The sequence below is a fragment of the Xanthomonas bonasiae genome, from assembly GCF_014836395.1.
GTDB lineage: Bacteria > Pseudomonadota > Gammaproteobacteria > Xanthomonadales > Xanthomonadaceae > Xanthomonas_A > Xanthomonas_A bonasiae.
On sequence record NZ_JACSQX010000007.1, the window covers coordinates 112,498 to 131,804 of the forward strand.

Annotated in this window: 15 protein-coding genes; 14 read left to right on the forward strand and 1 reads right to left on the reverse strand. The window is 68.4% G+C overall.

The window, feature by feature from the left end; all coding sequences use genetic code 11:
• The first annotated feature begins 93 nt into the window (after nt 1-93).
• The 13 genes from H9658_RS12730 (at nt 94) to H9658_RS12790 (ending at nt 14,527) form a co-directional block, all read left to right on the forward strand.
• Complete coding sequence (locus H9658_RS12730) at nt 94-1,599, forward strand: sensor domain-containing diguanylate cyclase (RefSeq protein WP_191825611.1); 1,506 nt, start codon at nt 94-96, stop codon at nt 1,597-1,599.
• A 93-nt stretch (nt 1,600-1,692) separates the two neighbouring features.
• A complete protein-coding gene (gene pyrH / locus H9658_RS12735) occupies nt 1,693-2,415 on the forward strand; it encodes a UMP kinase (protein ID WP_191825612.1) in 723 nt (240 codons plus the stop codon).
• A 203-nt stretch (nt 2,416-2,618) separates the two neighbouring features.
• Nucleotides 2,619-3,176 (forward strand): ribosome recycling factor, encoded by a 558-nt coding sequence (gene frr, locus H9658_RS12740; protein WP_179565877.1) that lies wholly within the window; start codon nt 2,619-2,621, stop codon nt 3,174-3,176.
• Between the two features lie 38 nt (nt 3,177-3,214).
• A complete protein-coding gene (uppS, locus tag H9658_RS12745) occupies nt 3,215-3,952 on the forward strand; it encodes a polyprenyl diphosphate synthase (RefSeq protein WP_179565878.1) in 738 nt (245 codons plus the stop codon).
• Nucleotides 3,949-4,773: a phosphatidate cytidylyltransferase gene (locus tag H9658_RS12750; RefSeq protein ID WP_179565879.1), complete on the forward strand. Its 825-nt coding sequence runs from the start codon at nt 3,949-3,951 to the stop codon at nt 4,771-4,773. Before uppS ends, H9658_RS12750 begins: the two co-directional genes overlap by 4 nt.
• Before the next feature lie 2 nt (nt 4,774-4,775).
• Complete coding sequence (gene dxr, locus H9658_RS12755) at nt 4,776-5,963, forward strand: 1-deoxy-D-xylulose-5-phosphate reductoisomerase (protein ID WP_179565880.1); 1,188 nt, start codon at nt 4,776-4,778, stop codon at nt 5,961-5,963.
• Between the two features lie 26 nt (nt 5,964-5,989).
• Complete coding sequence (rseP, locus tag H9658_RS12760; protein WP_191825613.1) at nt 5,990-7,354, forward strand: RIP metalloprotease RseP; 1,365 nt, start codon at nt 5,990-5,992, stop codon at nt 7,352-7,354.
• Nucleotides 7,355-7,440: 86 nt separating this feature from the next.
• The gene (gene bamA / locus H9658_RS12765; protein WP_179565882.1) at nt 7,441-9,807 is read left to right on the forward strand and encodes an outer membrane protein assembly factor BamA; all 2,367 of its coding nucleotides are present in this window, start codon (nt 7,441-7,443) and stop codon (nt 9,805-9,807) included.
• 411 nt (nt 9,808-10,218) lie between these two features.
• Nucleotides 10,219-11,241, forward strand: coding sequence for a UDP-3-O-(3-hydroxymyristoyl)glucosamine N-acyltransferase (gene lpxD / locus H9658_RS12770; protein ID WP_179565884.1), 1,023 nt, complete (start codon nt 10,219-10,221; stop codon nt 11,239-11,241).
• A complete protein-coding gene (fabZ, locus tag H9658_RS12775) occupies nt 11,238-11,693 on the forward strand; it encodes a 3-hydroxyacyl-ACP dehydratase FabZ (protein WP_179565886.1) in 456 nt (151 codons plus the stop codon). The genes lpxD and fabZ overlap by 4 nt, the downstream gene beginning before the upstream one ends.
• A gap of 19 nt (nt 11,694-11,712) precedes the next feature.
• Nucleotides 11,713-12,504 (forward strand): acyl-ACP--UDP-N-acetylglucosamine O-acyltransferase, encoded by a 792-nt coding sequence (gene lpxA, locus H9658_RS12780; protein ID WP_179565888.1) that lies wholly within the window; start codon nt 11,713-11,715, stop codon nt 12,502-12,504.
• Nucleotides 12,501-13,811: a lipid-A-disaccharide synthase gene (gene lpxB / locus H9658_RS12785; RefSeq protein ID WP_225209946.1), complete on the forward strand. Its 1,311-nt coding sequence runs from the start codon at nt 12,501-12,503 to the stop codon at nt 13,809-13,811. Before lpxA ends, lpxB begins: the two co-directional genes overlap by 4 nt.
• A complete protein-coding gene (locus H9658_RS12790; RefSeq protein ID WP_191825614.1) occupies nt 13,808-14,527 on the forward strand; it encodes a ribonuclease HII in 720 nt (239 codons plus the stop codon). The genes lpxB and H9658_RS12790 overlap by 4 nt, the downstream gene beginning before the upstream one ends.
• A gap of 281 nt (nt 14,528-14,808) precedes the next feature.
• Here H9658_RS12790 and H9658_RS12795 read toward each other — a convergent pair whose 3' ends face one another.
• Nucleotides 14,809-14,991 (reverse strand): hypothetical protein, encoded by a 183-nt coding sequence (locus H9658_RS12795; protein WP_191825615.1) that lies wholly within the window; start codon nt 14,989-14,991, stop codon nt 14,809-14,811.
• Between the two features lie 577 nt (nt 14,992-15,568).
• Here H9658_RS12795 and dnaE point away from each other — a divergent pair.
• Nucleotides 15,569-19,159, forward strand: a complete 3,591-nt coding sequence (gene dnaE, locus H9658_RS12800) for a DNA polymerase III subunit alpha (protein WP_191825616.1) — start codon at nt 15,569-15,571, stop codon at nt 19,157-19,159.
• The last annotated feature ends 148 nt before the right edge of the window (nt 19,160-19,307 follow it).

A 19,307-nucleotide genomic window follows, 5' to 3' on the forward strand; every position in this document is an offset into this window, starting at 1 on the left:
AAAGCCGCGCTTGTCGCGGCTTTTTTTTTGCCGGTGGTACGCTCTGCGGGCAGGGACGCATCGCTGTCCCCATCACACTTCCCGCGGAACCGCATGCGCCCTGAACTCGAAGCCATCCTGGCTCACTCCCGCAACCTGCCCTCGCCGCCCGGGATTGCGCTGCGCATCATCGACCTGGCCCAGGATCCGGACGTCGATCTGGCCACCACCGCCGACACCATCGCGATGGACATGGCGCTGAGCGCGCGCATGCTGCGCATCGCCAATTCGCCGCTGTACGCCAGCCGGCGCCGCATCGACAACCTCGGCCAGGCGCTGACCATGCTCGGGCTCAACGCCGCGCTGAGCCTGGCGCTGGGCTTCTCGATGGTGCAGAGCCTGCGCGACGGCGCCGGTGCCGGCGACCTGCAGGAACGGGTCTGGCGGCGCAGCGTGCTGTCGGCGCTGGCCAGCCGCCTGCTCGGCCAGGCCATGGGCCTGCGCAAGCAGGAGGAACTGATGCTGGCCGGGCTGCTGCAGGATATGGGTGCGCTAGCCCTGCTGCACATCTGCCACGACGACTACGCGCCCCTGCTGCGCGAAGCCGGCGGCAGCGGCAGCGAGACCCTGATCGCCATGGAGCGCGAGCGGCTCGGCTGCGACCACGCCGAGGTCGGCGCCTGGCTGGCGCAGAAGTGGAAACTGCCCGGCTACCTGCAGCGCAGCATCGGCCACAGCGCCGGCACCGAACTGGCGCCGGACACCTTCGGCAAGTGCGTGCTGCTGTCCGGCAGCGTCGCCGACATCTGGCTGAGCAGCGACGTCGACGCCGCGCGCGGCCAGGCGATGGAGCGCGCCTATCGCGAACTGCAGCTGGACAGCCGCCGCTTCGACGAGGTGATCGCCGGCATGGCCGAAGCCCTGCCGGTCATCGGTCCGATCTTCGACGTGCGCATCGCGCAGCCGGAGCGGATCGACGCGATCATCAGCCATGCCCGCGAACTGATGGTGCTGCGCAACCTGCGCCAGATCCAGGAAGCCACCCTCGCCCGGCACCAGGCCGACGAATCGGAACACCGCGCGCGGCGCCTGGCCGAGCAGGCCAGCCGCGACGCGCTGACCGGGGTGTACAACCGGCACCAGCTGGACATCCTGCTCAGCCAGCAGTTCGACCTGGCCAGCCGCCACGACTGGCCGCTGTCGATCGCCTTCATCGACCTGGACGACTTCAAGAAGATCAACGACGCGCATGGTCACCTGATCGGCGACCAGGTGCTGCGCGCGTTCGCGCAGGCCCTGCAGCCACTGTTGCGCGGCAGCGACACCGTGGCGCGCTTCGGCGGCGAGGAATTCCTGGTGCTGCTGCCCAACACCAGCGAGGAGGCCGCGCTGAGCGTGATCAGGCGCGTCCTCCTCGAGATCGTGCAGCGGCCGATGGTCGAATTGCAGAGCGGGCCGCTGCACATCAGCTTCTCCGCCGGCGTCGCCACCCAGGGCGGGCGCGAGCGCTTCGGCACCGCGCAGGAACTGCTGCAGGCTGCCGACGATATGCTCTACAGCTCCAAGCACGGCGGCCGCAACCGCGTCACCGCGCGTTCGTTCCGCGACACCCTGGCCTGAACCGGGCCACTGCACGCACGCATGCGCGCGGCAGATTCCGCGCCGCGCTTCGGCTAGAATCGCGTGGTTTGCCCGTCCCCCCACGAGGTCACCATGTCCCAGCTCGCCTATCGCCGCATCCTGTTGAAACTTTCCGGCGAAGCGCTGATGGGGGATGGGGATTACGGCATCGACCCCAAGGTCATCAACCGCCTCGCCCATGAAGTGATCGAGGCGCAGCAGGCCGGCGCGGAAGTGGCGCTGGTGATCGGCGGCGGCAACATCTTCCGCGGCGCCGGCCTGGCCGCCGGCGGCATGGACCGGGTCACCGGCGACCACATGGGCATGCTGGCCACTGTCATCAACGCGCTGGCGATGCAGGACGCGCTGGAAAAGCTCGGCGCCAAGGTGCGGGTGATGAGCGCGATCAAGATCAACGACGTGTGCGAGGACTTCATCCGCCGCCGCGCGATCCGGCACCTGGAAAAGGGCCGCATCGCGATCTTCGCCGCCGGCACCGGCAACCCGTTCTTCACCACCGACTCCGGCGCGGCGCTGCGCGCGATCGAGATCGGCGCCGACCTGCTGCTGAAGGCGACCAAGGTCGATGGCGTGTACGACAAGGATCCGAAGAAGCACGCCGACGCGGTGCGTTTCGACAGCCTGACCTACGACGAAGTGATCGTGCGCAACCTGGAAGTGATGGACACCGCCGCCTTCGCCCTGGCCCGCGACAGCGACCTGCCGCTGCGCATCTTCAACATGGGCCAGCCCGGCGAGCTGCTGAAGATCCTGCACGGCGCGGAGATCGGCACGTTGGTCAAAGGCCGTAGCTGATAACGGCCGGGATTGGGGATTGGGGATTGGGGATTGGGGATTCGCAAGAGCGTTGCGCGCTGCAACATTGACGCGGAGGCTACTTCCCGCGGCGCGCGGTTGAGTCAATCGTGCTGGGAACTGCCTTTGCCATTCCCCATTCCCGATTCCCCATTCCCAGCAGGCTATAATCGTCCGATTCAGATTCAGCACGGACACCGGCGATGCTCAACGAAATCAAACAAGACGCACAGACCCGCATGGCCAAGAGCATCGATGCGCTGCGCCATACGCTCATCAAAGTGCGTACCGGCCGCGCCTCGACTGCCCTGGTCGAACATCTGAAAGTCAATTACTACGGTTCGGAAATGCCGCTGAGCCAGGTCGCCAGCGTGGCCGTGGCCGATGCCCGCTCGCTGACCATCAGCCCGTGGGAAAAGCAGATGGTCAGCGCGGTCGAGAAGGCGATCCTGGCCTCGGACCTGGGCCTGACCCCGAACACCTCCGGCACCACCATCCGCCTCAACCTGCCCGCGCTGACCGAAGAGCGCCGCCGCGAGCTGTCCAAGGTCGTGCATAGCGAAGGCGAGGACAGCAAGGTCGCGATCCGCAACATCCGCCGCGACGCCAACCAGCAGATCAAGGATCTGCTGAAGGACAAGCAGGTCACCGAGGACGAGGCCCGCGCCGCCGAGGACGACATCCAGAAGCTGACCGACAAGGCGATCAAGGACGTCGACGACGTGGTCAAGGGCAAGGAACAGGAACTGATGGCGGTCTGAGCCTGCGCCTCGCGGCCATGCCTTCCGACCCCCGCCCCATGTCCCTGCCCCGCCACATCGCCATCATCATGGATGGCAACGGCCGCTGGGCGCAGCGCCGCCGCCGGCCGCGCGTGATCGGCCACCGCGCCGGCGCGCGCGCGGTCAACCGCACCATCGACTTCTGCCTGGAACGCGGCATCCCCGCGCTGACCCTGTTCGCCTTCTCCAGCGAGAACTGGGGCCGGCCGCAGGAAGAAGTGGACGCGCTGATGAAGCTGTTCCTGCATGCGCTGGACCGCGAGGTCGAGGAACTGCAGCGGCGCGGCGTGCGCGTGCGCTTCATCGGCGACCGCTCGCGCTTCGCGCCGTCGCTGCGCGAGCGCATGGCCCAGGCCGAAGCCGGCACCCAGCACAACCAGGCCCTGCACCTGTCGATCGCGGCCAGCTACGGCGGCCGCCAGGACATCGCCCAGGCCGCGCGGGCGCTGGCCGAAGAGGTCGCGGCCGGACGCCTGCGCCCCGAGCAGATCGACGAGACCCTGCTGTCGGCGCACATGGCGCTGGCCGACCTGCCGCCGCCGGACCTGTTCATCCGCACCGGCGGCGACGTGCGCATCAGCAATTTCCTGCTGTGGCAGCTGGCCTACACCGAACTGTGGTTCACCGAGACCCTGTGGCCCGAGTTCGGCCCCGAGGTGCTGCAACAAGCCTTGGACGACTACGCCAGCCGCGAGCGGCGTTTCGGCCTGACCAGCGCGCAAGTCGCCCCGGCGACGGAGAACACACCCGCATGACCCGTACCCGTGTCATCGCCGCGCTGATCATGGCCCCACTGGCCATTTGCGCCATCCTGCTGCTGCCGACGCAATGGCTGGCGGCCCTGGCCGCGCTGATCTTCCTGATCGGCCTGTGGGAATGGCTGAAGCTGGCGGAGGTCGACGACACCTTGCCGCGCACCATCCTGCTGGTGCTGAACCTGCTGCTGATGGTGCTGCTGGTGTGGGCCTCGGCCGGCTCGCTGGTGCTGTTCCAGCTGACCACCCTGGTCGGCGTCGGCTGGTGGTGCGTGGCGCTGCTGTGGCTGCGCTTCTTCCAGTTCGGCTCCGACCACGCCACCTACGCGCGGGTGTTCAAGCTCGCCGCCGGCACCCTGGCGATCGTTCCGGCCTGGGCCGCGCTGGGCCTGATCCATGCCAGCGAGCCGAACGGGCACCGCTGGCTGCTGACCGCGCTGGTCACGGTGTGGGCCGCCGATTCCGGCGCCTATTTCGCCGGGCGCCAGTTCGGCAAGCACAAGCTGGCGCCGCGGATCAGCCCCAACAAGACCGTCGAAGGCCTGCTCGGCGGGCTGCTGGCCGGCCTGATCTGCGCCGCCGGCTTCGGCTGGCTGGCCGGGGTCACCCTGCCGCAGTTGCCCGGCCTGCTGATCGTGGCCGCGGTCAGCGTGTTGGCCTCGGTGGTCGGCGACCTGTTCGAGAGCCTGCTCAAGCGCCACGTCGGCGCCAAGGACTCGGGCAACGTGATCCCCGGCCATGGCGGCGTGCTGGACCGCGTCGACGGCGTGCTGGCGGCGCTGCCGATCTTCGCGCTGGGCAAAGAGATCTTCGGATTCTGAACATGGCCGATGCCGTCCGCTCCATCGCCGTGCTCGGCGCCACCGGCTCGATCGGCGCCTCCGCGCTGGACGTGATCGCGCGTCACCCGCAGCGGCTGCGCGCCAGCGTGCTGGCCGCCGGCGGCAACGTCGCCGGGCTGCTGGCGCTGTGCGCCGTGCACCGGCCGGCGCACGCGGTGATCGCCGACCCGGCCCTGTACCCGGCGCTGCGCGACGGGCTGCGCGATGCCGGGCTGCGCACCCAGGCGCATGCCGGCGCCGCCGCGCTGGAGCAGCTGGTGGCCAGCGACGCCTGCGACAGCGTGGTCGCCGCCATCGTCGGCGCCGCCGGCCTGGCCTCGACCCTGGCCGCGGCCCGCGCCGGCAAGCGCCTGCTGCTGGCCAACAAGGAATCGCTGGTGCTGGCCGGCGAGCTGGTCACCGCCACGGCCGCCGCGGCCGGCGCCGAGATCATCCCGATCGACAGCGAACACAGCGCGATCTTCCAGTGCCTGCGCTCGCGCCAGACCGGCGCCGAGGTGCGGCGGGTGCTGCTGACCGCGTCTGGCGGCCCGTTCCGCGGCTGGGACCGCAGCCGGCTGCAGGGCGTGACCCCGGCGCAGGCAGTGGCGCATCCGAAGTGGTCGATGGGCCCGAAGATCTCGGTCGACTCGGCCACCCTGATGAACAAGGGCCTGGAAGTGATCGAGGCGCACCACCTGTTCGCGCTGCCGCCGTCGCGCATCGAGGTGCTGGTGCACCCGCAGAGCCTGGTGCACTCGCTGGTGGAGTTCATCGACGGTTCCACCTTGGCGCAGATGGGTTTGCCGGACATGCGCACCACCCTGGCGGTGGGCCTGGGCTGGCCGGAGCGGATCGAATCCGGAGTCGCCGGACTGGACCTGCTGGCCCATGGCCGCCTGGACTTCGAACCCGCGGACCTGGACGCCTTCCCCTGCCTGGGCCTGGCCTGGCGCGCGATGCAGGTCGGCGGCAGCGCGCCGGCGATCCTGAACGCGGCCAACGAAGTGGCTGTTTCAGCTTTTCTTCAGGGCCGTATCGGTTTCCTATCGATTCCTGCGCTGGTCGAGAACGCCCTGACCGTGCTGCCCGCGGGCGCGGCCGACTCCCTGGACGCGCTGCTGGCGGCGGACGCGCAATCGCGCAAGATCACCGAACTCGCCATTGCCCGCCAGCCTGCCCATGTCTGACACGCACGCCCCTATGAGCCACGCGCATGGGTGACTTCATCGGGTCCGTCTGGTGGATGATCGTCAGCCTGGGCGTGCTGGTGACCTTCCACGAGTTCGGCCACTTCTGGGTGGCCCGCCGCTGCGGGGTCAAGGTGCTGCGCTTCTCGGTGGGCTTCGGCAAGCCGCTGTGGTCGTACTACGACCGTCACGGCACGGAGTTCGCGATCGCCGCGATTCCGCTGGGCGGCTACGTGAAGATGCTCGACGAACGCGAGGGCGAGGTCGCCCCGGCCGAGCGCGACCAGGCCTTCAACACCAAGAGCGTGTGGCAGCGCATCGCCATCGTCGCCGCCGGCCCGATCGCCAATCTGGTGCTGTGCGTGGCGCTACTGTGGGCGATGTTCGTGATCGGCAAGCAGGATTACGCGGCGGTGGTCGGCCGCGCCGAGGGCCTGGCGCTGCAGGCCGGGCTGCAGCCGGGCGAGCGCATCGTGCGCATCGGCGAGCGCGAGGTCTCCAGCTGGAGCGATGCCAGCATGCAGCTGACCGTGGCGGCGATGGATGCCGCGGACGTGCGCATCCAGACCGAGGACACGCGCGACGGCGCCAGCCGCGTGCATACGCTGCGCCTGTCGCAGTTGCCTGCCGGCTTCGACGAACAGCAGGTGCCGCGCCTGGCCGGCCTCACCTGGCGCTTCAGCCTGCAGCCGGCGATCGTCTCCAAGGTCACTCCGGGTTCGGCCGCCGACGGCGTGCTGCGCCCCGGCGACCTGATCCTGGCGGTGGATGGCGCCTCGGTCGCCGGCGCCGACCAGGTCGCGCCGCAGGTCCAGGCCCTGGCCAGGAACGGCGGCAGCGGCCTGGTCGAGGTCGAGCGCAACGGCGAACGGCTGGCGCTGGAGGTGCGTCTCACCCCCAGCAAGGACCCGCGCGTGAAGGGCCTGTCGCTGGGCGTGGGCCTCGGCCAGGAAGACCGTCCGCCGCCGGCGTTCGACGCCAAGCTGCAGTACGGCCCGCTGGCGGCGATCCCGGTCGCGTTCCGCGAAACCGGCAAGCTGGCCGGGGATACCCTGGGGCTGATCCGGCGCATGCTGACCGGCCAGGCCTCGATCAAGAACGTGTCCGGGCCGATCACCATCGCCAAGGTGGCCAACGTCTCGGCCCAGCAGGGGCCGGACTGGTTCCTGTATTTCCTGGCGCTGCTGTCGCTGAGCCTGGCGATCATGAACCTGCTGCCGATTCCAATCTTGGACGGCGGGCACTTGCTGTATTACCTTATTGAGTTGGTCAAGGGCAGCCCGCTGAGCGAGCGTGCCATGGCTGCGGGGCAGTTCGTCGGTCTGACGATGCTGGCCGGGCTGATGGGGTTGGCGTTCTACAACGACATCTTCGGCCAGGTCCTGCGATGAACCCGATGCTGATCCACTCGACCCCGCTGTCGTCGTCTTACGCCGGCGCCCATGCAACAACGATATCGACCTCTACCGGACGTGACATGACGCGATTTCCCACTCGCCGCCTGCTAGCCCTCGCCCTCGCCGCCAGCCTCAGCTTGCCGGTTCTGGCCCAGGCGACGGAGCCCTTCACCGCCAGCGACATCCGCGTCGACGGGCTGCAACGCATCTCCTCCGGCACCGTGTTCACCTATCTTCCGGTGGAACGCGGCGACACGGTCGACGATGCCAAGGTCGGCGAAGCGATCCGCGCGCTGTACCGCACCGGCTTCTTCGAGGACGTGCAGGTCGATCGCCAGGGCAACATCCTGGTGGTCACGGTCAAGGAACGTCCGGCGATCAACAAGCTGACCGTCACCGGCAACAAGGACATCAAGAGCGAAGAGCTGCTCAAGGGCCTGTCCGACATCGGCCTGACCGAGGGCGGCACCTTCGACCGGCTGAGCCTGGACCGGGTGACCCAGGAACTGACCCGCCAGTACAACAACCGCGGCAAGTACAACGTCGAGATCACTCCGACGGTGAGCCCGCTGGACCGCAACCGGGTCGACGTGGCGATCGCGATCAAGGAAGGCAAGGCCGCCAAGATCCAGCACGTCAACCTGATCGGCACCGAGAAGTTCGCCACCGAGGACATCCTGGAGAACTGGGAGTCGCGCGAGCACAACTGGCTGTCGTGGTACCGCCGCGACGACCAGTACTCCAAGGAAAAGCTGTCCGGCGACCTGGAGAAGCTCAACTCCTGGTACCTGGACCGCGGCTACGTCGATTTCAGCGTCGATTCCACCCAGGTGGCGATCAGCCCCGACAAGCGCGACATGTACCTGACCGCCGGCATCACCGAGGGCGAGCAGTACAAGATCTCCGACATCAAGGTCACCGGCGACACCGTGCTGCCGCAGGAAGAGGTCGAGAAGCTGGTGATCCCGAAGCCGGGCGACACCTTCTCGCGCGCGCTGCTGGAATTCAGCTCCGACGCGATCACCAACACCCTCAGCAACATCGGCTACGCCTTCGCCAAGGTCAACCCGATCCCCACCACCGACCGCGAGAAGCGCACCGTCGCGATCAATCTGCAGGTGGTGCCGGGTCCGCGCGTGTCGGTCCGCCGCATCGTGTTCAAGGGCAACACCCGCACCTCCGACGAAGTGCTGCGCCGCGAGATGCGCCAGTTCGAGAACAGCTGGTACTCGCAGGCCGCGATCGACCGTTCCAAGGTCCGCCTGCAGCGCCTGGGCTACTTCGAGTCGGTGGACGTGGAAACGCCGCCGGTCCCGGGCAGCAACGACAAGGTCGACGTGGTCTACAGCGTCAAGGAAACCACCTCGGGCAGCTTCACCTTCGGCCTGGGCTATTCGCAGACCTACGGCGTGACCACCTCGATCCAGCTGTCGCAGAACAACTTCCTGGGCGGCGGCAACCGCGTCTCGGTGGACGCCTCGCGCAGCAGCTACCAGGAGCGCTACGCGTTCTCCTACACCAACCCGTTCTTCACCGACGACGGCGTGTCGCTGGGCTATAACATCTCCTACCGCAAGCTGGACTACTCCGACTTCGGTACCGCCCAGTACAACAGTAAGAACGGCGCGGCGCAGATGATCTTCGGCGTGCCGATCACCGAGAACGACACCGTCTCGCTGATGTTCGGCATCGACAGCAACCAGATCACCACCTACGCCGGCTACACCCCGCAGGCGATCATCAACTACATCGATGCGATCGGCCAGCGCACCTTCCACGCCTGGCGCAGCGAACTGGGCTGGGCGCGCGACACCCGCAACGACTACTTCATGCCGACCCGCGGCATGTACCAGCGCGTCGGCCTGGAAGCCACCCTGCCCGGCTCCACCGTCGAGTACTGGAAGCTGAACTACCAGATCTCCAAGTACTGGCCGATCATCCCCTCGATCGTGCTCAACACCCGCGCCGAATTCGGCTACGGCGACAGCTACGGCAGCGACGTCAGCCGCACCATCACCAACGCCGACGGCACCACCCGCACGGTCACCGCCTCGGGCCTGCCGTTCTACGAGAACTTCTACGCCGGCGGCACCAACTCGGTGCGCGGCTTCGAGGACAACACCCTCGGTCCGCGTTCGGAAGCCACCGCTTCGTACAGCCGCGGGCAGCCGCTGGGTGGCTCGTTCAAGACCGTGGGCTCGGCGGAACTGTACTTCCCGAAGCTGTTCGACAGCCCCTCGGCGCGCGTCTCCGCGTTCGTCGACGTCGGCAACGTGTTCAACGGCGTGGACAACTACAAGACCAACGAACTGCGCGCCTCCACCGGCGTGGCCTTGCTGTGGCGCGCACCGGTCGGTCCGATCTCGATCAGCTACGCGCTCCCGCTGAAGAAGGAAGACAACGACGAGATCGAGCGTCTGCAGTTCACCTTTGGTGGGCAGTTCTGACGAACTGCCCGCTCCGGGCTCCCGCTTCGCGGGAACCCGGAGCTCGGGGCTTGGCAACCAAATCCCCGCGCCTTCGGCGCGCCCCCTTTACTAAAGGGGTGAGCGCGTCATCGCGTTCGCGCTGACGCCCCACGATTCGCTGCGCGAACCGCGGGCCCCGGCTCGTCTTCTCCCAAATCCCCGCGCCTGTCGGCGCGCCCCCTTTACTAAAGGGGGCTTTTGTCAGAATTGGATGACCGCGATCTGACCGAAGCAGAAGGTTTTCTGCTTGGTTGATCGTGGCATGGCCCTCAAGCGGGGGCTTTTCTGGCGTTGGTTGATGGCGGCCTTGAGCATTGGCCGATCCTGGCCTGTTCGGCCTGCGCGCAGGGGCAGCATGACCGTGCCGATGGCACACGGTAGAATCCCGGCGTGAATACTCCTTCCCATACCGCACACGAGATCGCCGAGCGCTTCGGCCTGCAGCTGCATGGCGACGGCGCCGTCGCCGTGCATGGCGTCGCCACGCTGGCGCATGCCGGCCCCGGGCAGCTCAGTTTCCTGGCCAATCCGCGCTATCGCGCGCAGCTCGCCGACAGCGCCGCAGCGGTGGTGGTGCTGCGCGCCGACGACGCCGAGGCGGCGCCCGGTACCGCGCTGATCGCGCGCGATCCGTACGTCGCCTTCGCCAAGATCGCCGCGCTGTTCGACGTGGCGCCGGCGCGTCCGCCCGGCATCCATCCCAGCGCCAGCATCGACCCCAGCGCGCAGATCGCCGCCGGTGCGCACATCGGCGCCTTCGTCAGCATCGGCGCGCGCAGCGTGGTCGGCGACGGCTGCGTGATCGGCCCGGGCAGCGTGATCGGCGACGATTGCCAGGTCGGCGACGGCTGCGAACTGATCGCCCGCGTCACCCTGGTCACCCGCGTGCGCCTGGGCAAGCGCGTGCGCATCCATCCCGGCGCGGTGCTCGGCGCCGATGGCTTCGGCCTGGCGATGGACGCCGGCCACTGGATCAAGGTGCCGCAGCTCGGCGGCGTGACGATCGGCGACGATTGCGAGATCGGCGCCAACGCCTGCGTCGACCGCGGCGCGCTGGAAGACACCACGCTCGAGGAAGACGTGCGGCTGGACAACCTGGTGCAGGTCGCGCACAACGTGCACATCGGCGCGCACAGCGCGATCGCCGGCTGCACCGGCATCGCCGGCAGCGCCAAGATCGGCCGCTACTGCATGCTCGGCGGCGCGGTCGGCGTGGTCGGCCACCTGGAAATCTGCGACAAGGTGGTGATCACCGGCAAGTCGGTGGTGCGCAACTCCATCCATGAGCCGGGCGAGTATTCCTCCGGCACCCCGTTGACCGACAACCGCACGTGGCGCAAGAACGCCGCGCGCTTCAAGCAGCTCGATGCCCTGGCCCGTCGCATCCTGTCTGTAAGCAAGGAGAAGCAATGAGCCACGACCAGACCCTGCCGGACATCCAGCAGATCCAGAAGTTGATCCCGCACCGCTACCCGTTCCTGCTGGTGGACAAGGTGGTGTCGCTCGACTTCGAGAACCGCAAGATCGTCGCGCACAAGAACGTCAGCGTGAACGAGCCGTTCTTCCAGGGCCATTTCCCCGGCCAGCCGATCATGCCCGGCGTGCTGATCATCGAGGCGCTGGCCCAGGCCGGCGGCGTGCTGACCCAGCTCGCGCTGGGCCGCGATGCGCAGTCCAAGCTGTTCTACATGGTCAAGGTCGACAAGGCCCGCTTCAGCAGCCAGGTCGTGCCCGGCGACGTGCTGGAGCTGCATGTGGAAATCAAGCGGGTGATCCGCAACATGGCCGTGTACTACGGCGAAGCCAAGGTGGACGGCAAGGTCGTCGCCTGCGCCGAGGTGCTGTGCGCCGGCACCCGCGAATGAGCCAGGCAGGAGACCTGCAATGAGCGACAACGCCCCTCTCATCCATCCCACCGCGGTGATCGATCCGTCGGCGACGCTGGCGGCGGACGTGCGCGTCGGCGCCTTCACCCTGATCGGCGCCGAAGTCGAGATCGGCGAAGGCAGCGTGATCGGCCCGCACTGCAGCATCGTCGGCCCGACCCGCATCGGCCGCGGCAACCACCTGGTCGGCCACGTCGCGCTCGGCGGCGATCCGCAGGACAAGAAGTTCGCCGGCGAACGCACCGAACTGGTGGTCGGCGACCGCAACGTGATCCGCGAGTTCGTGACCGTCAGCCGCGGCACCGGCAACGGCGGCGGCATCACCCGGGTCGGCAGCGACAACTGGTTCCTGGCCTACACCCACGTCGCCCACGACTGCGTGGTCGGCGACCATTGCGTGTTTTCCAACAACACCACCCTGGCCGGGCATGTCGAAGTCGGCGACCACGTGATCATCAGCGGCTTCGCCGGCGCGCACCAGTTCTGCCGCATCGGCGACCACGCCTTCCTCGGCATGGGCGCGCTGATCAATGGCGACGTGCCGCCGTTCACCATGGTCGGCGGCAATTCGCTGGGACGCCCGCGCGGCATCAACAGCGAAGGCCTCAAGCGCCGCGGTTTCGATACCGAGCGCCTGGCCGCGATCAAGCGCGCCTACCGCGCGCTGTACGTGGCCGGCCTGCCGCTGGCCGAGGCCAAGCAACAACTGGCGGTGCTGGCCGAAAGCAGCGAGGACGTGCGCGCGATGCTGGAATTCATCGAAGCCAGCGAGCGGCCGTTGTTGCGATGAAAGCCGGGAGTCGGGATTCGGGATTGGGGATTGGCAACGGCGGCACCACGGCCGCCGGCGACCTCGCTCCTGCCTCGACGAATCCCCAATCCCCAATCCCCAATCCCGGCGCAGCCAAGCTGCGCATCGCCCTGGTCGCCGGCGAAGCCTCCGGCGACCAGCTTGGCGCCGGGTTGATCGAGGCGCTGCGCGCGCGCCATCCGGATGCCGAATTCGCCGGTATCGGTGGCGACGCGATGCGCAACGCCGGCTGCCAGACCTGGTTCGATGCCAGCGAACTGGCGGTGATGGGCCTGATGGAGGTGCTGCGGCACCTGCCGCGGTTGCTGAAACTGCGTCGCGAGCTGCGCCAGCGCCTGCTGGACTGGCGCCCGGACGTGTTCGTCGGCATCGATGCGCCCGACTTCAACCTCGGCGTGGAGCGCTGGCTCAAGCAGCGCGGCATCCGCACCGTGCATTACGTGAGCCCGTCGGTGTGGGCCTGGCGCGAGCGGCGCGCGGCCAAGATCGGCGCCAGCGCCGACCGGGTGCTGTGCCTGTTCCCGATGGAACCGCCGATCTACGCCAGGCACGGCGTGGATGCGCGCTTCGTCGGCCACCCGATGGCCGACGCGATCGCGCTGCACGAGGGCCGCGATGCGGCGCGCGCCGAACTCGGCCTGCCGGCCGGCGCGACCGTGCTGGCGGTGCTGCCGGGCAGCCGCCTGGGCGAGATCGGCCGGCTCGGCGATACCTTCTTCGCCGCCGCCTGGCAGGTGCTGCAGCAGACGCCCGGCGCGCACGTGGTGGTACCGGCCGCCAATCCCGCGTGCAAGGCCTTGCTGGCCGAGCAGCTGTCGCGCTCGGCGTTGCCGGTGGTGTATTCGCACCTGCTCGACGGCCAGGCCCGCACCGCCCTGCTCGCCGCCGACGTGGTGCTGCTCGCGTCCGGGACGGCGACGCTGGAGGCGATGCTGGTGAAGCGGCCGATGGTGGTCGGCTACAAGGTCGCGCCGCTGACCTACCGCATCGTCAAGGCGCTGGGCCTGCTGAAGGTCGACCGTTACGCGCTGCCCAACATCCTCGCCGGGCGCGACCTGGCGCCGGAACTGATGCAGGACGCCTGCACCCCGGACGCGCTCGCCGCCGCGCTGCTGCACTGGCTGCGCGACCCGCAGGCGGTGGCCGCGCTGCAGCCCGAGTACGCGCGCCTGCACCAGTTGCTGCGCCAGGACGCCTCCGCGCGTGCGGCCGATGCGGTGCTCGAATTGCTGGAAGGCCGGGATTCGGGAATGGGGATTCGGGATTCGGGAAAAGCAACGGCATGAAGCGCTCCGATCCCCCATCGCCGCAGCGGGAACTGCTCTGCGAATCCCCAATCCCGAATGCCGAATCCCGGCGGCTCTACGCCGGCGTCGACGAAGCCGGGCGCGGACCGCTGGCCGGGCCGGTCGCGGTGGCCGCGGTGGTGTTCGATCCGGCGCGCACCCGCATCAACGGCCTGGACGACTCCAAGCAGCTGACCGCCGCGAGACGCGAGACGCTGTACGCGCGCATCGTCGAGCGCGCGCTGGCCTGGCAGGTGGTGCTGATCGAGGCCGAGGAGATCGACCGGCTGAACATCTACCAGGCCACCATGCTGGGCATGCGCCGCGCGGTCGAGGGCGTGGCGCACGTGGCCGGTTTCGCGCGCATCGACGGCAACCGCGTGCCCAAGGGCCTGCCCTGCGCCGCCGAGGCGCTGGTCGGCGGCGACGGCCTGGACCGCGCGATCATGGCCGCCTCGATCGTGGCCAAGGTCACCCGCGACCGCATCATGCAGCGGCTGCACGAACAGCATCCGCACTACGGCTTCGACCTGCACAAGGGCTACGCCACCCCGGCGCACCTGGCCGCGCTGGCCGCGCATGGCCCGTGCCCGCAGCACCGGCGCAGCTTCGCGCCGGTACGGCGCGCGCTGGGCCTGGCCGAGGCCCCGAGCACCTGGGACGTGCCCTGCACCGCGGACGCGGACCTGCTGGCGGCGGATCCGCAGCCGGCCTGAGCGCCGCCGCGGCCATGGCCGTGCCAAGCGCCGCACCCATCGCCAGATATGGCCGCTGCCGGCGCAGGATCCATGGCCGGAAACGGTCGCGCAGGAGCCGGCCTCGCACAGGGCAACCGCGCCGCTGGCACTCCCGAAGATAATCGAATGAATATCGCGCAATGCGACCCGGAACTTTCCGGGATAATATAAAAATACAGAATCGAACATATTTCAGCCGCGGCCGCGCATTCCGGTCGCGCGGGCAAAGCGGCGACCCGAAACGGGTCGCCGCGGCTCGCTCAGTTGAAGTAATCGGAGATGACGTCGGACCAGGTGTCCAGGTAGCACTGCACAGAATCGCCGCCGCTCAGCTGCTGGCACGGCGCGAAGCGGTCGCTCACGTCGCTCAGGCTCTGCGCGGATGCGCTGGACACGGCGCCGAACAGCATCAGCGCGCCCATCACCGGAATCAACTTCTTCATGGAGTTTCTCCTGATCACGCCGTGGGGGTTCACGGCGAGCGAGACGCTATCACCTGATATTCGAATGCGTGGCCAGGTCGAGCGAGTTGACCGCCGAAGATAATAATTTTTCAGAATGGATTCATTTCCCCAGCGCGTCCCCATTTCGCCCCCGACCCACGTAACGCATTGAAAGCAAAACGCATCCGCGCACCCTACGCAGAGGTACTGATAACTGTACCGACATGTACCGTTTAGGCCGACGCAGTCAACTTGCATTCAGAAATCCAACCCACCCTAACGGCCCGCGCTCCGGTTTTGCGCAGCTTTGGCGCATCGACCGGTGGCGAGGCACGCGGCGGCCGCGCGCTCCGGTAACGACCGCTGGCGGAGGACGGCACATCGGCCACCCCTGCCTCTTCGCCCGCGCAGACCCACGCCGTTCAGCCGAGGTCCTGCGCCCACAGCTGAACGGGCGCCCCGCCCAATCGCCTCGCCAGGCCCGTTGCATCGGACTCCGGACCCGGCAACGGCCCTGTCAAGCCTTGCCCGTCCCCGCCCCCGCCGCTAACCTGCCCGGGCATCGTTCTGGTTCCGCATGTCCACTTCCCGCTTCGCTCATCTGCACGTCCACACCGAGTTCTCGCTGGCGGATTCGACCATCCGTGTGCCCGAGAAACCGGATCAGGCCGACCCGAAGAAAGCCAAGCAGGCCAACCTGCTCAGCCGTGCGGTCGAACTGGAGTTGCCCGCGCTCGCGGTCACCGATCTCAACAACCTGTTCGCGCTGGTCAAGTTCTACAAGGCGGCCGAAGGCGTGGGCATCAAGCCGATCGCCGGTGCCGACCTGCTGATCGCCGACAGCGCCGGCGAGACGCCGTGGCGGCTCACCGTGCTGTGCCGCAACCGCGACGGCTACCTGAGCCTGTCGCGCCTGCTGACCCGCGCCTGGCTGGAAGGCCACCGCAACGAAGGCGGCGTGGCGATCCGCCCGGAGTGGTTGCAGACCGGCAGCGACAACCTGTTCGCGCTGGCCGGGCGCGACAGCCTGGCCGGACGCCTGGCCAGCGAAGGCCGCCACGATCTGGCCGAGCAGCAACTGGCCGACTGGCAACGCATCTTCGGCGACGGCCTGCACCTGGAACTGACCCGCACCGGCCGCGACGGCGAGGACGCGTTCAACCAGTTCGCGCTGCATGCCGCCGGCACCCGCGGCTTGCCGGTGGTGGCCAGCAACGACGTGCGCTTCCTGTACGCCAGCGATTTCGCCGCGCACGAGGCACGCGTGTGCATTTCCTCCGGCCGCGTGCTCGACGACCCCAAGCGCCCGCGCGACTACAGCGACCAGCAATACCTGAAGTCGTCGGAGGAAATGGCCGCGCTGTTCGCCGACATTCCCGACGCGCTGGACAACACGCTGGCGCTGGCGCAGCGCTGCAACATCGAGATGCAGCTGGGCACCTACTTCCTGCCCGCGTATCCGGTGCCCGACAACGAGACGCTGGACAGCTGGATCCGCAGCCAGTCGCGCGACGGCCTGGCCGCGCGCCTGGAGAAGAATCCGCTGGCGCCGGGCAAGACCCGCCAGGACTACGTCGACCGGCTCGAGTTCGAGCTGGACACGATCATCAAGATGGGCTTCCCCGGCTACTTCCTGATCGTGGCCGACTTCATCCAGTGGGGCAAGAACCAGGGCATCCCGATCGGCCCGGGCCGCGGCTCCGGCGCCGGCTCGCTGGTGGCGTGGGCGCTGCAGATCACCGACCTGGATCCGCTGCCCTACAACCTGCTGTTCGAGCGCTTCCTCAATCCCGAACGCGTGTCGATGCCCGACTTCGACATCGACTTCTGCATGGACCGCCGCGACGAGGTCATCGACTACGTCGCGCGCAAGTACGGGCGCGACCGGGTCAGCCAGATCATCACCTACGGCACCATGGCGGCCAAGGCGGTGGTGCGCGACTGCGGCCGCGTGCTCGGCTTCCCGTACGGCCTGGTCGACGGCGTGGCCAAGCTGATCCCCAACATCCTCGGCATCACGCTGAAGGACGCGATGGGCGAAGGCAAGGACAGCGAGATGGCCTCGCCGGAGCTGATCCAGCGCTACCAGAGCGAGGACGACGTCCGCGACCTGATGGACCTGGCGCGGCAGCTGGAGGACCTGACCCGCAACGCCGGCAAGCACGCCGGCGGCGTGGTCATCGCGCCGACGCCGCTGTCCGACTTCTGCCCGCTGTTCGCCGAACACGACGTCGACAACCTGGGCAAGAACCCGGTCACCCAGTTCGACAAGGACGACGTCGAGCAGGTCGGCCTGGTCAAGTTCGACTTCCTCGGCCTGCGCACGCTGACCATCATCGACTGGGCGGTGAAGGCGATCAACGTGCGCCATGCGCGCGCCGGCATCCCGCCGGTGGACATCACTGCGATCCCGCTCGACGATGCGCCCACCTACAAGGGCATCTTCGCTTCGGGCAACACCGGCGCGGTGTTCCAGTTCGAATCCTCGGGCATGCGCCGGCTGCTGAAGGACGCCAAGCCCGACCGCTTCGAGGACCTGATCGCGCTGGTGTCGCTGTACCGCCCCGGCCCGATGGACCTGATCCCGGACTTCAACGCGCGCAAGCACGGCCAGCAGGAGATCATCTACCCCGATCCGCGCACCGAAGCGATCCTGAAGGACACCTACGGCATCATGGTGTACCAGGAGCAGGTGATGCAGATGGCGCAGATCGTCGGCGCCTACTCGCTGGGCGGCGCCGACCTGTTGCGCCGCGCGATGGGCAAGAAGGTGCCGGCCGAGATGGCCAAGCACCGCGAGATCTTCCGCGAGGGCGCGGCCAAGGGCGGCGTCGGCGAGGCCAAGGCCGACGAAATCTTCGACCTGATGGAGAAGTTCGCCGGCTACGGCTTCAACAAGTCGCACGCCGCCGCCTACGCGCTGGTCAGCTACCAGACCGCATGGCTGAAGCGGCACTACCCGGCCGAGTTCATGGCCGCGACGCTGTCCTCGGACATGGACAACACCGACAAGGTGGTCGGCTTCCTCGACGAGGTGCGCAACCTCGGCCTGACCGTGCTGCCGCCGCGGCTCAACGCCTCGGCCTACATGTTCGAAGCGGCCACCCCGGACACCATCCAGTACGGCCTGGGCGCGATCAAGGGCGTGGGCCGCGGCGCCTGCGAGGCGATCGTGGCCGAGCGCGAGCGCGGCGGCGAATACGCCTCGCTGCTGGATTTCTGCACCCGCGTGGAATCGGCCAAGCTCAACAAGCGCACCCTGGAAGCGCTGATCAACGCCGGCGCGATGGACGGGCTGGGCAGCAACCGCGCCACCCTGATGCTGCAGCTGCCGGAGGTGATGAAGGCCACCGAGCAGATGGCGCGCGAGCGCGCCTCCGGGCAGAACTCGCTGTTCGGCGGCGCCGACACCAGTGCCCCGGCGCTGCGCCTGGACCTGCCGGAGAGCAAGGAATGGCCGCTGGGCCAGCTGCTGACCGGCGAGCGCGAGACGCTGGGCTTCTACCTCAGCGGCCACCCGTTCGATCCCTACCGCGAGGAAGTGCGCGAGCTGGTCGGCTGCGACCTGAGCGCGCTGGAAAAGATCTGCGCGCAATCCGGCGGCGGACGCGGCGGTGGCGGCGACGGCGAAAAACGCGCCTGGCGCCCGGAAACCAGCGCGATCCTCGCCGGCCAGGTGGTCGGCGTGCGGCGCAAGGGCGACAGCCAGGTGTTCGTGCAACTCGAGGACGGCCGCGGCCGGGTCGAGTGCAGCGCGTTCACCGACGCCATCGCCGAGTTCGGCCACCTGCTCACCCGCGACCGCATCCTGATCGTCAAGGGCGGCGTGCGCGAGGACGAATTCAACGGCGGCTATGCGATGCGCATCCGCCAGTGCTGGGACTACGAACAGATCTGCACCCACCACGCGCAGCGCCTGTCGCTGCGCCTGGACCTGCGCCAGCGCAGCACCTGGCCGCGCATCGACGCCTTGCTGGCGCGCCACCGCCCCGGCAAGACGCCGCTGCGCCTGGACCTGCTGCTGCAGTCCGAACAAGGCGCGGTGGCCGGCATGCTCGACCTCAACGGCAGCCACGCGGTGCGCGTGGACCCGCAACTGCTGGACACCCTGCGCGCCGACCCGGGCGTGCGCGCGGTGAAGGTGAAGTACAGCCCGCCGTGGGCGTGAGAAGCCGGGATTTGGGATTGGGGATTCGTAGGAGCGGGATCCGCGCTGTCCGCAGCGTCAGGAGCGCCGGCTTTTTCGAATCCCGAATCCCCAATCCCGAACCCCGGCCCCCCAACCGCACGGCCCCGTACGGGTGACCGACATCGGT

Excerpts from the sequence above, each read along its gene's own strand:
- dxr (WP_179565880.1), top strand. The coding sequence starts at position 4,776 with ATGGCCGATGCCGTCCGCTCCATCGCCGTGCTCGGCGCCACCGGCTCG.
- rseP (WP_191825613.1), top strand. The coding sequence starts at position 5,990 with ATGGGTGACTTCATCGGGTCCGTCTGGTGGATGATCGTCAGCCTGGGC.
- H9658_RS12750 (WP_179565879.1), top strand. The coding sequence starts at position 3,949 with ATGACCCGTACCCGTGTCATCGCCGCGCTGATCATGGCCCCACTGGCC.
- bamA (WP_179565882.1), top strand. The coding sequence starts at position 7,441 with ATGACGCGATTTCCCACTCGCCGCCTGCTAGCCCTCGCCCTCGCCGCC.
- pyrH (WP_191825612.1), top strand. The coding sequence starts at position 1,693 with ATGTCCCAGCTCGCCTATCGCCGCATCCTGTTGAAACTTTCCGGCGAA.
- frr (WP_179565877.1), top strand. The coding sequence starts at position 2,619 with ATGCTCAACGAAATCAAACAAGACGCACAGACCCGCATGGCCAAGAGC.
- lpxA (WP_179565888.1), top strand. The coding sequence starts at position 11,713 with ATGAGCGACAACGCCCCTCTCATCCATCCCACCGCGGTGATCGATCCG.
- uppS (WP_179565878.1), top strand. The coding sequence starts at position 3,215 with ATGTCCCTGCCCCGCCACATCGCCATCATCATGGATGGCAACGGCCGC.
- lpxB (WP_225209946.1), top strand. The coding sequence starts at position 12,501 with ATGAAAGCCGGGAGTCGGGATTCGGGATTGGGGATTGGCAACGGCGGC.
- H9658_RS12790 (WP_191825614.1), top strand. The coding sequence starts at position 13,808 with ATGAAGCGCTCCGATCCCCCATCGCCGCAGCGGGAACTGCTCTGCGAA.
- H9658_RS12730 (WP_191825611.1), top strand. The coding sequence starts at position 94 with ATGCGCCCTGAACTCGAAGCCATCCTGGCTCACTCCCGCAACCTGCCC.
- H9658_RS12795 (WP_191825615.1), bottom strand. The coding sequence starts at position 14,991 with ATGAAGAAGTTGATTCCGGTGATGGGCGCGCTGATGCTGTTCGGCGCC.
- fabZ (WP_179565886.1), top strand. The coding sequence starts at position 11,238 with ATGAGCCACGACCAGACCCTGCCGGACATCCAGCAGATCCAGAAGTTG.
- dnaE (WP_191825616.1), top strand. The coding sequence starts at position 15,569 with ATGTCCACTTCCCGCTTCGCTCATCTGCACGTCCACACCGAGTTCTCG.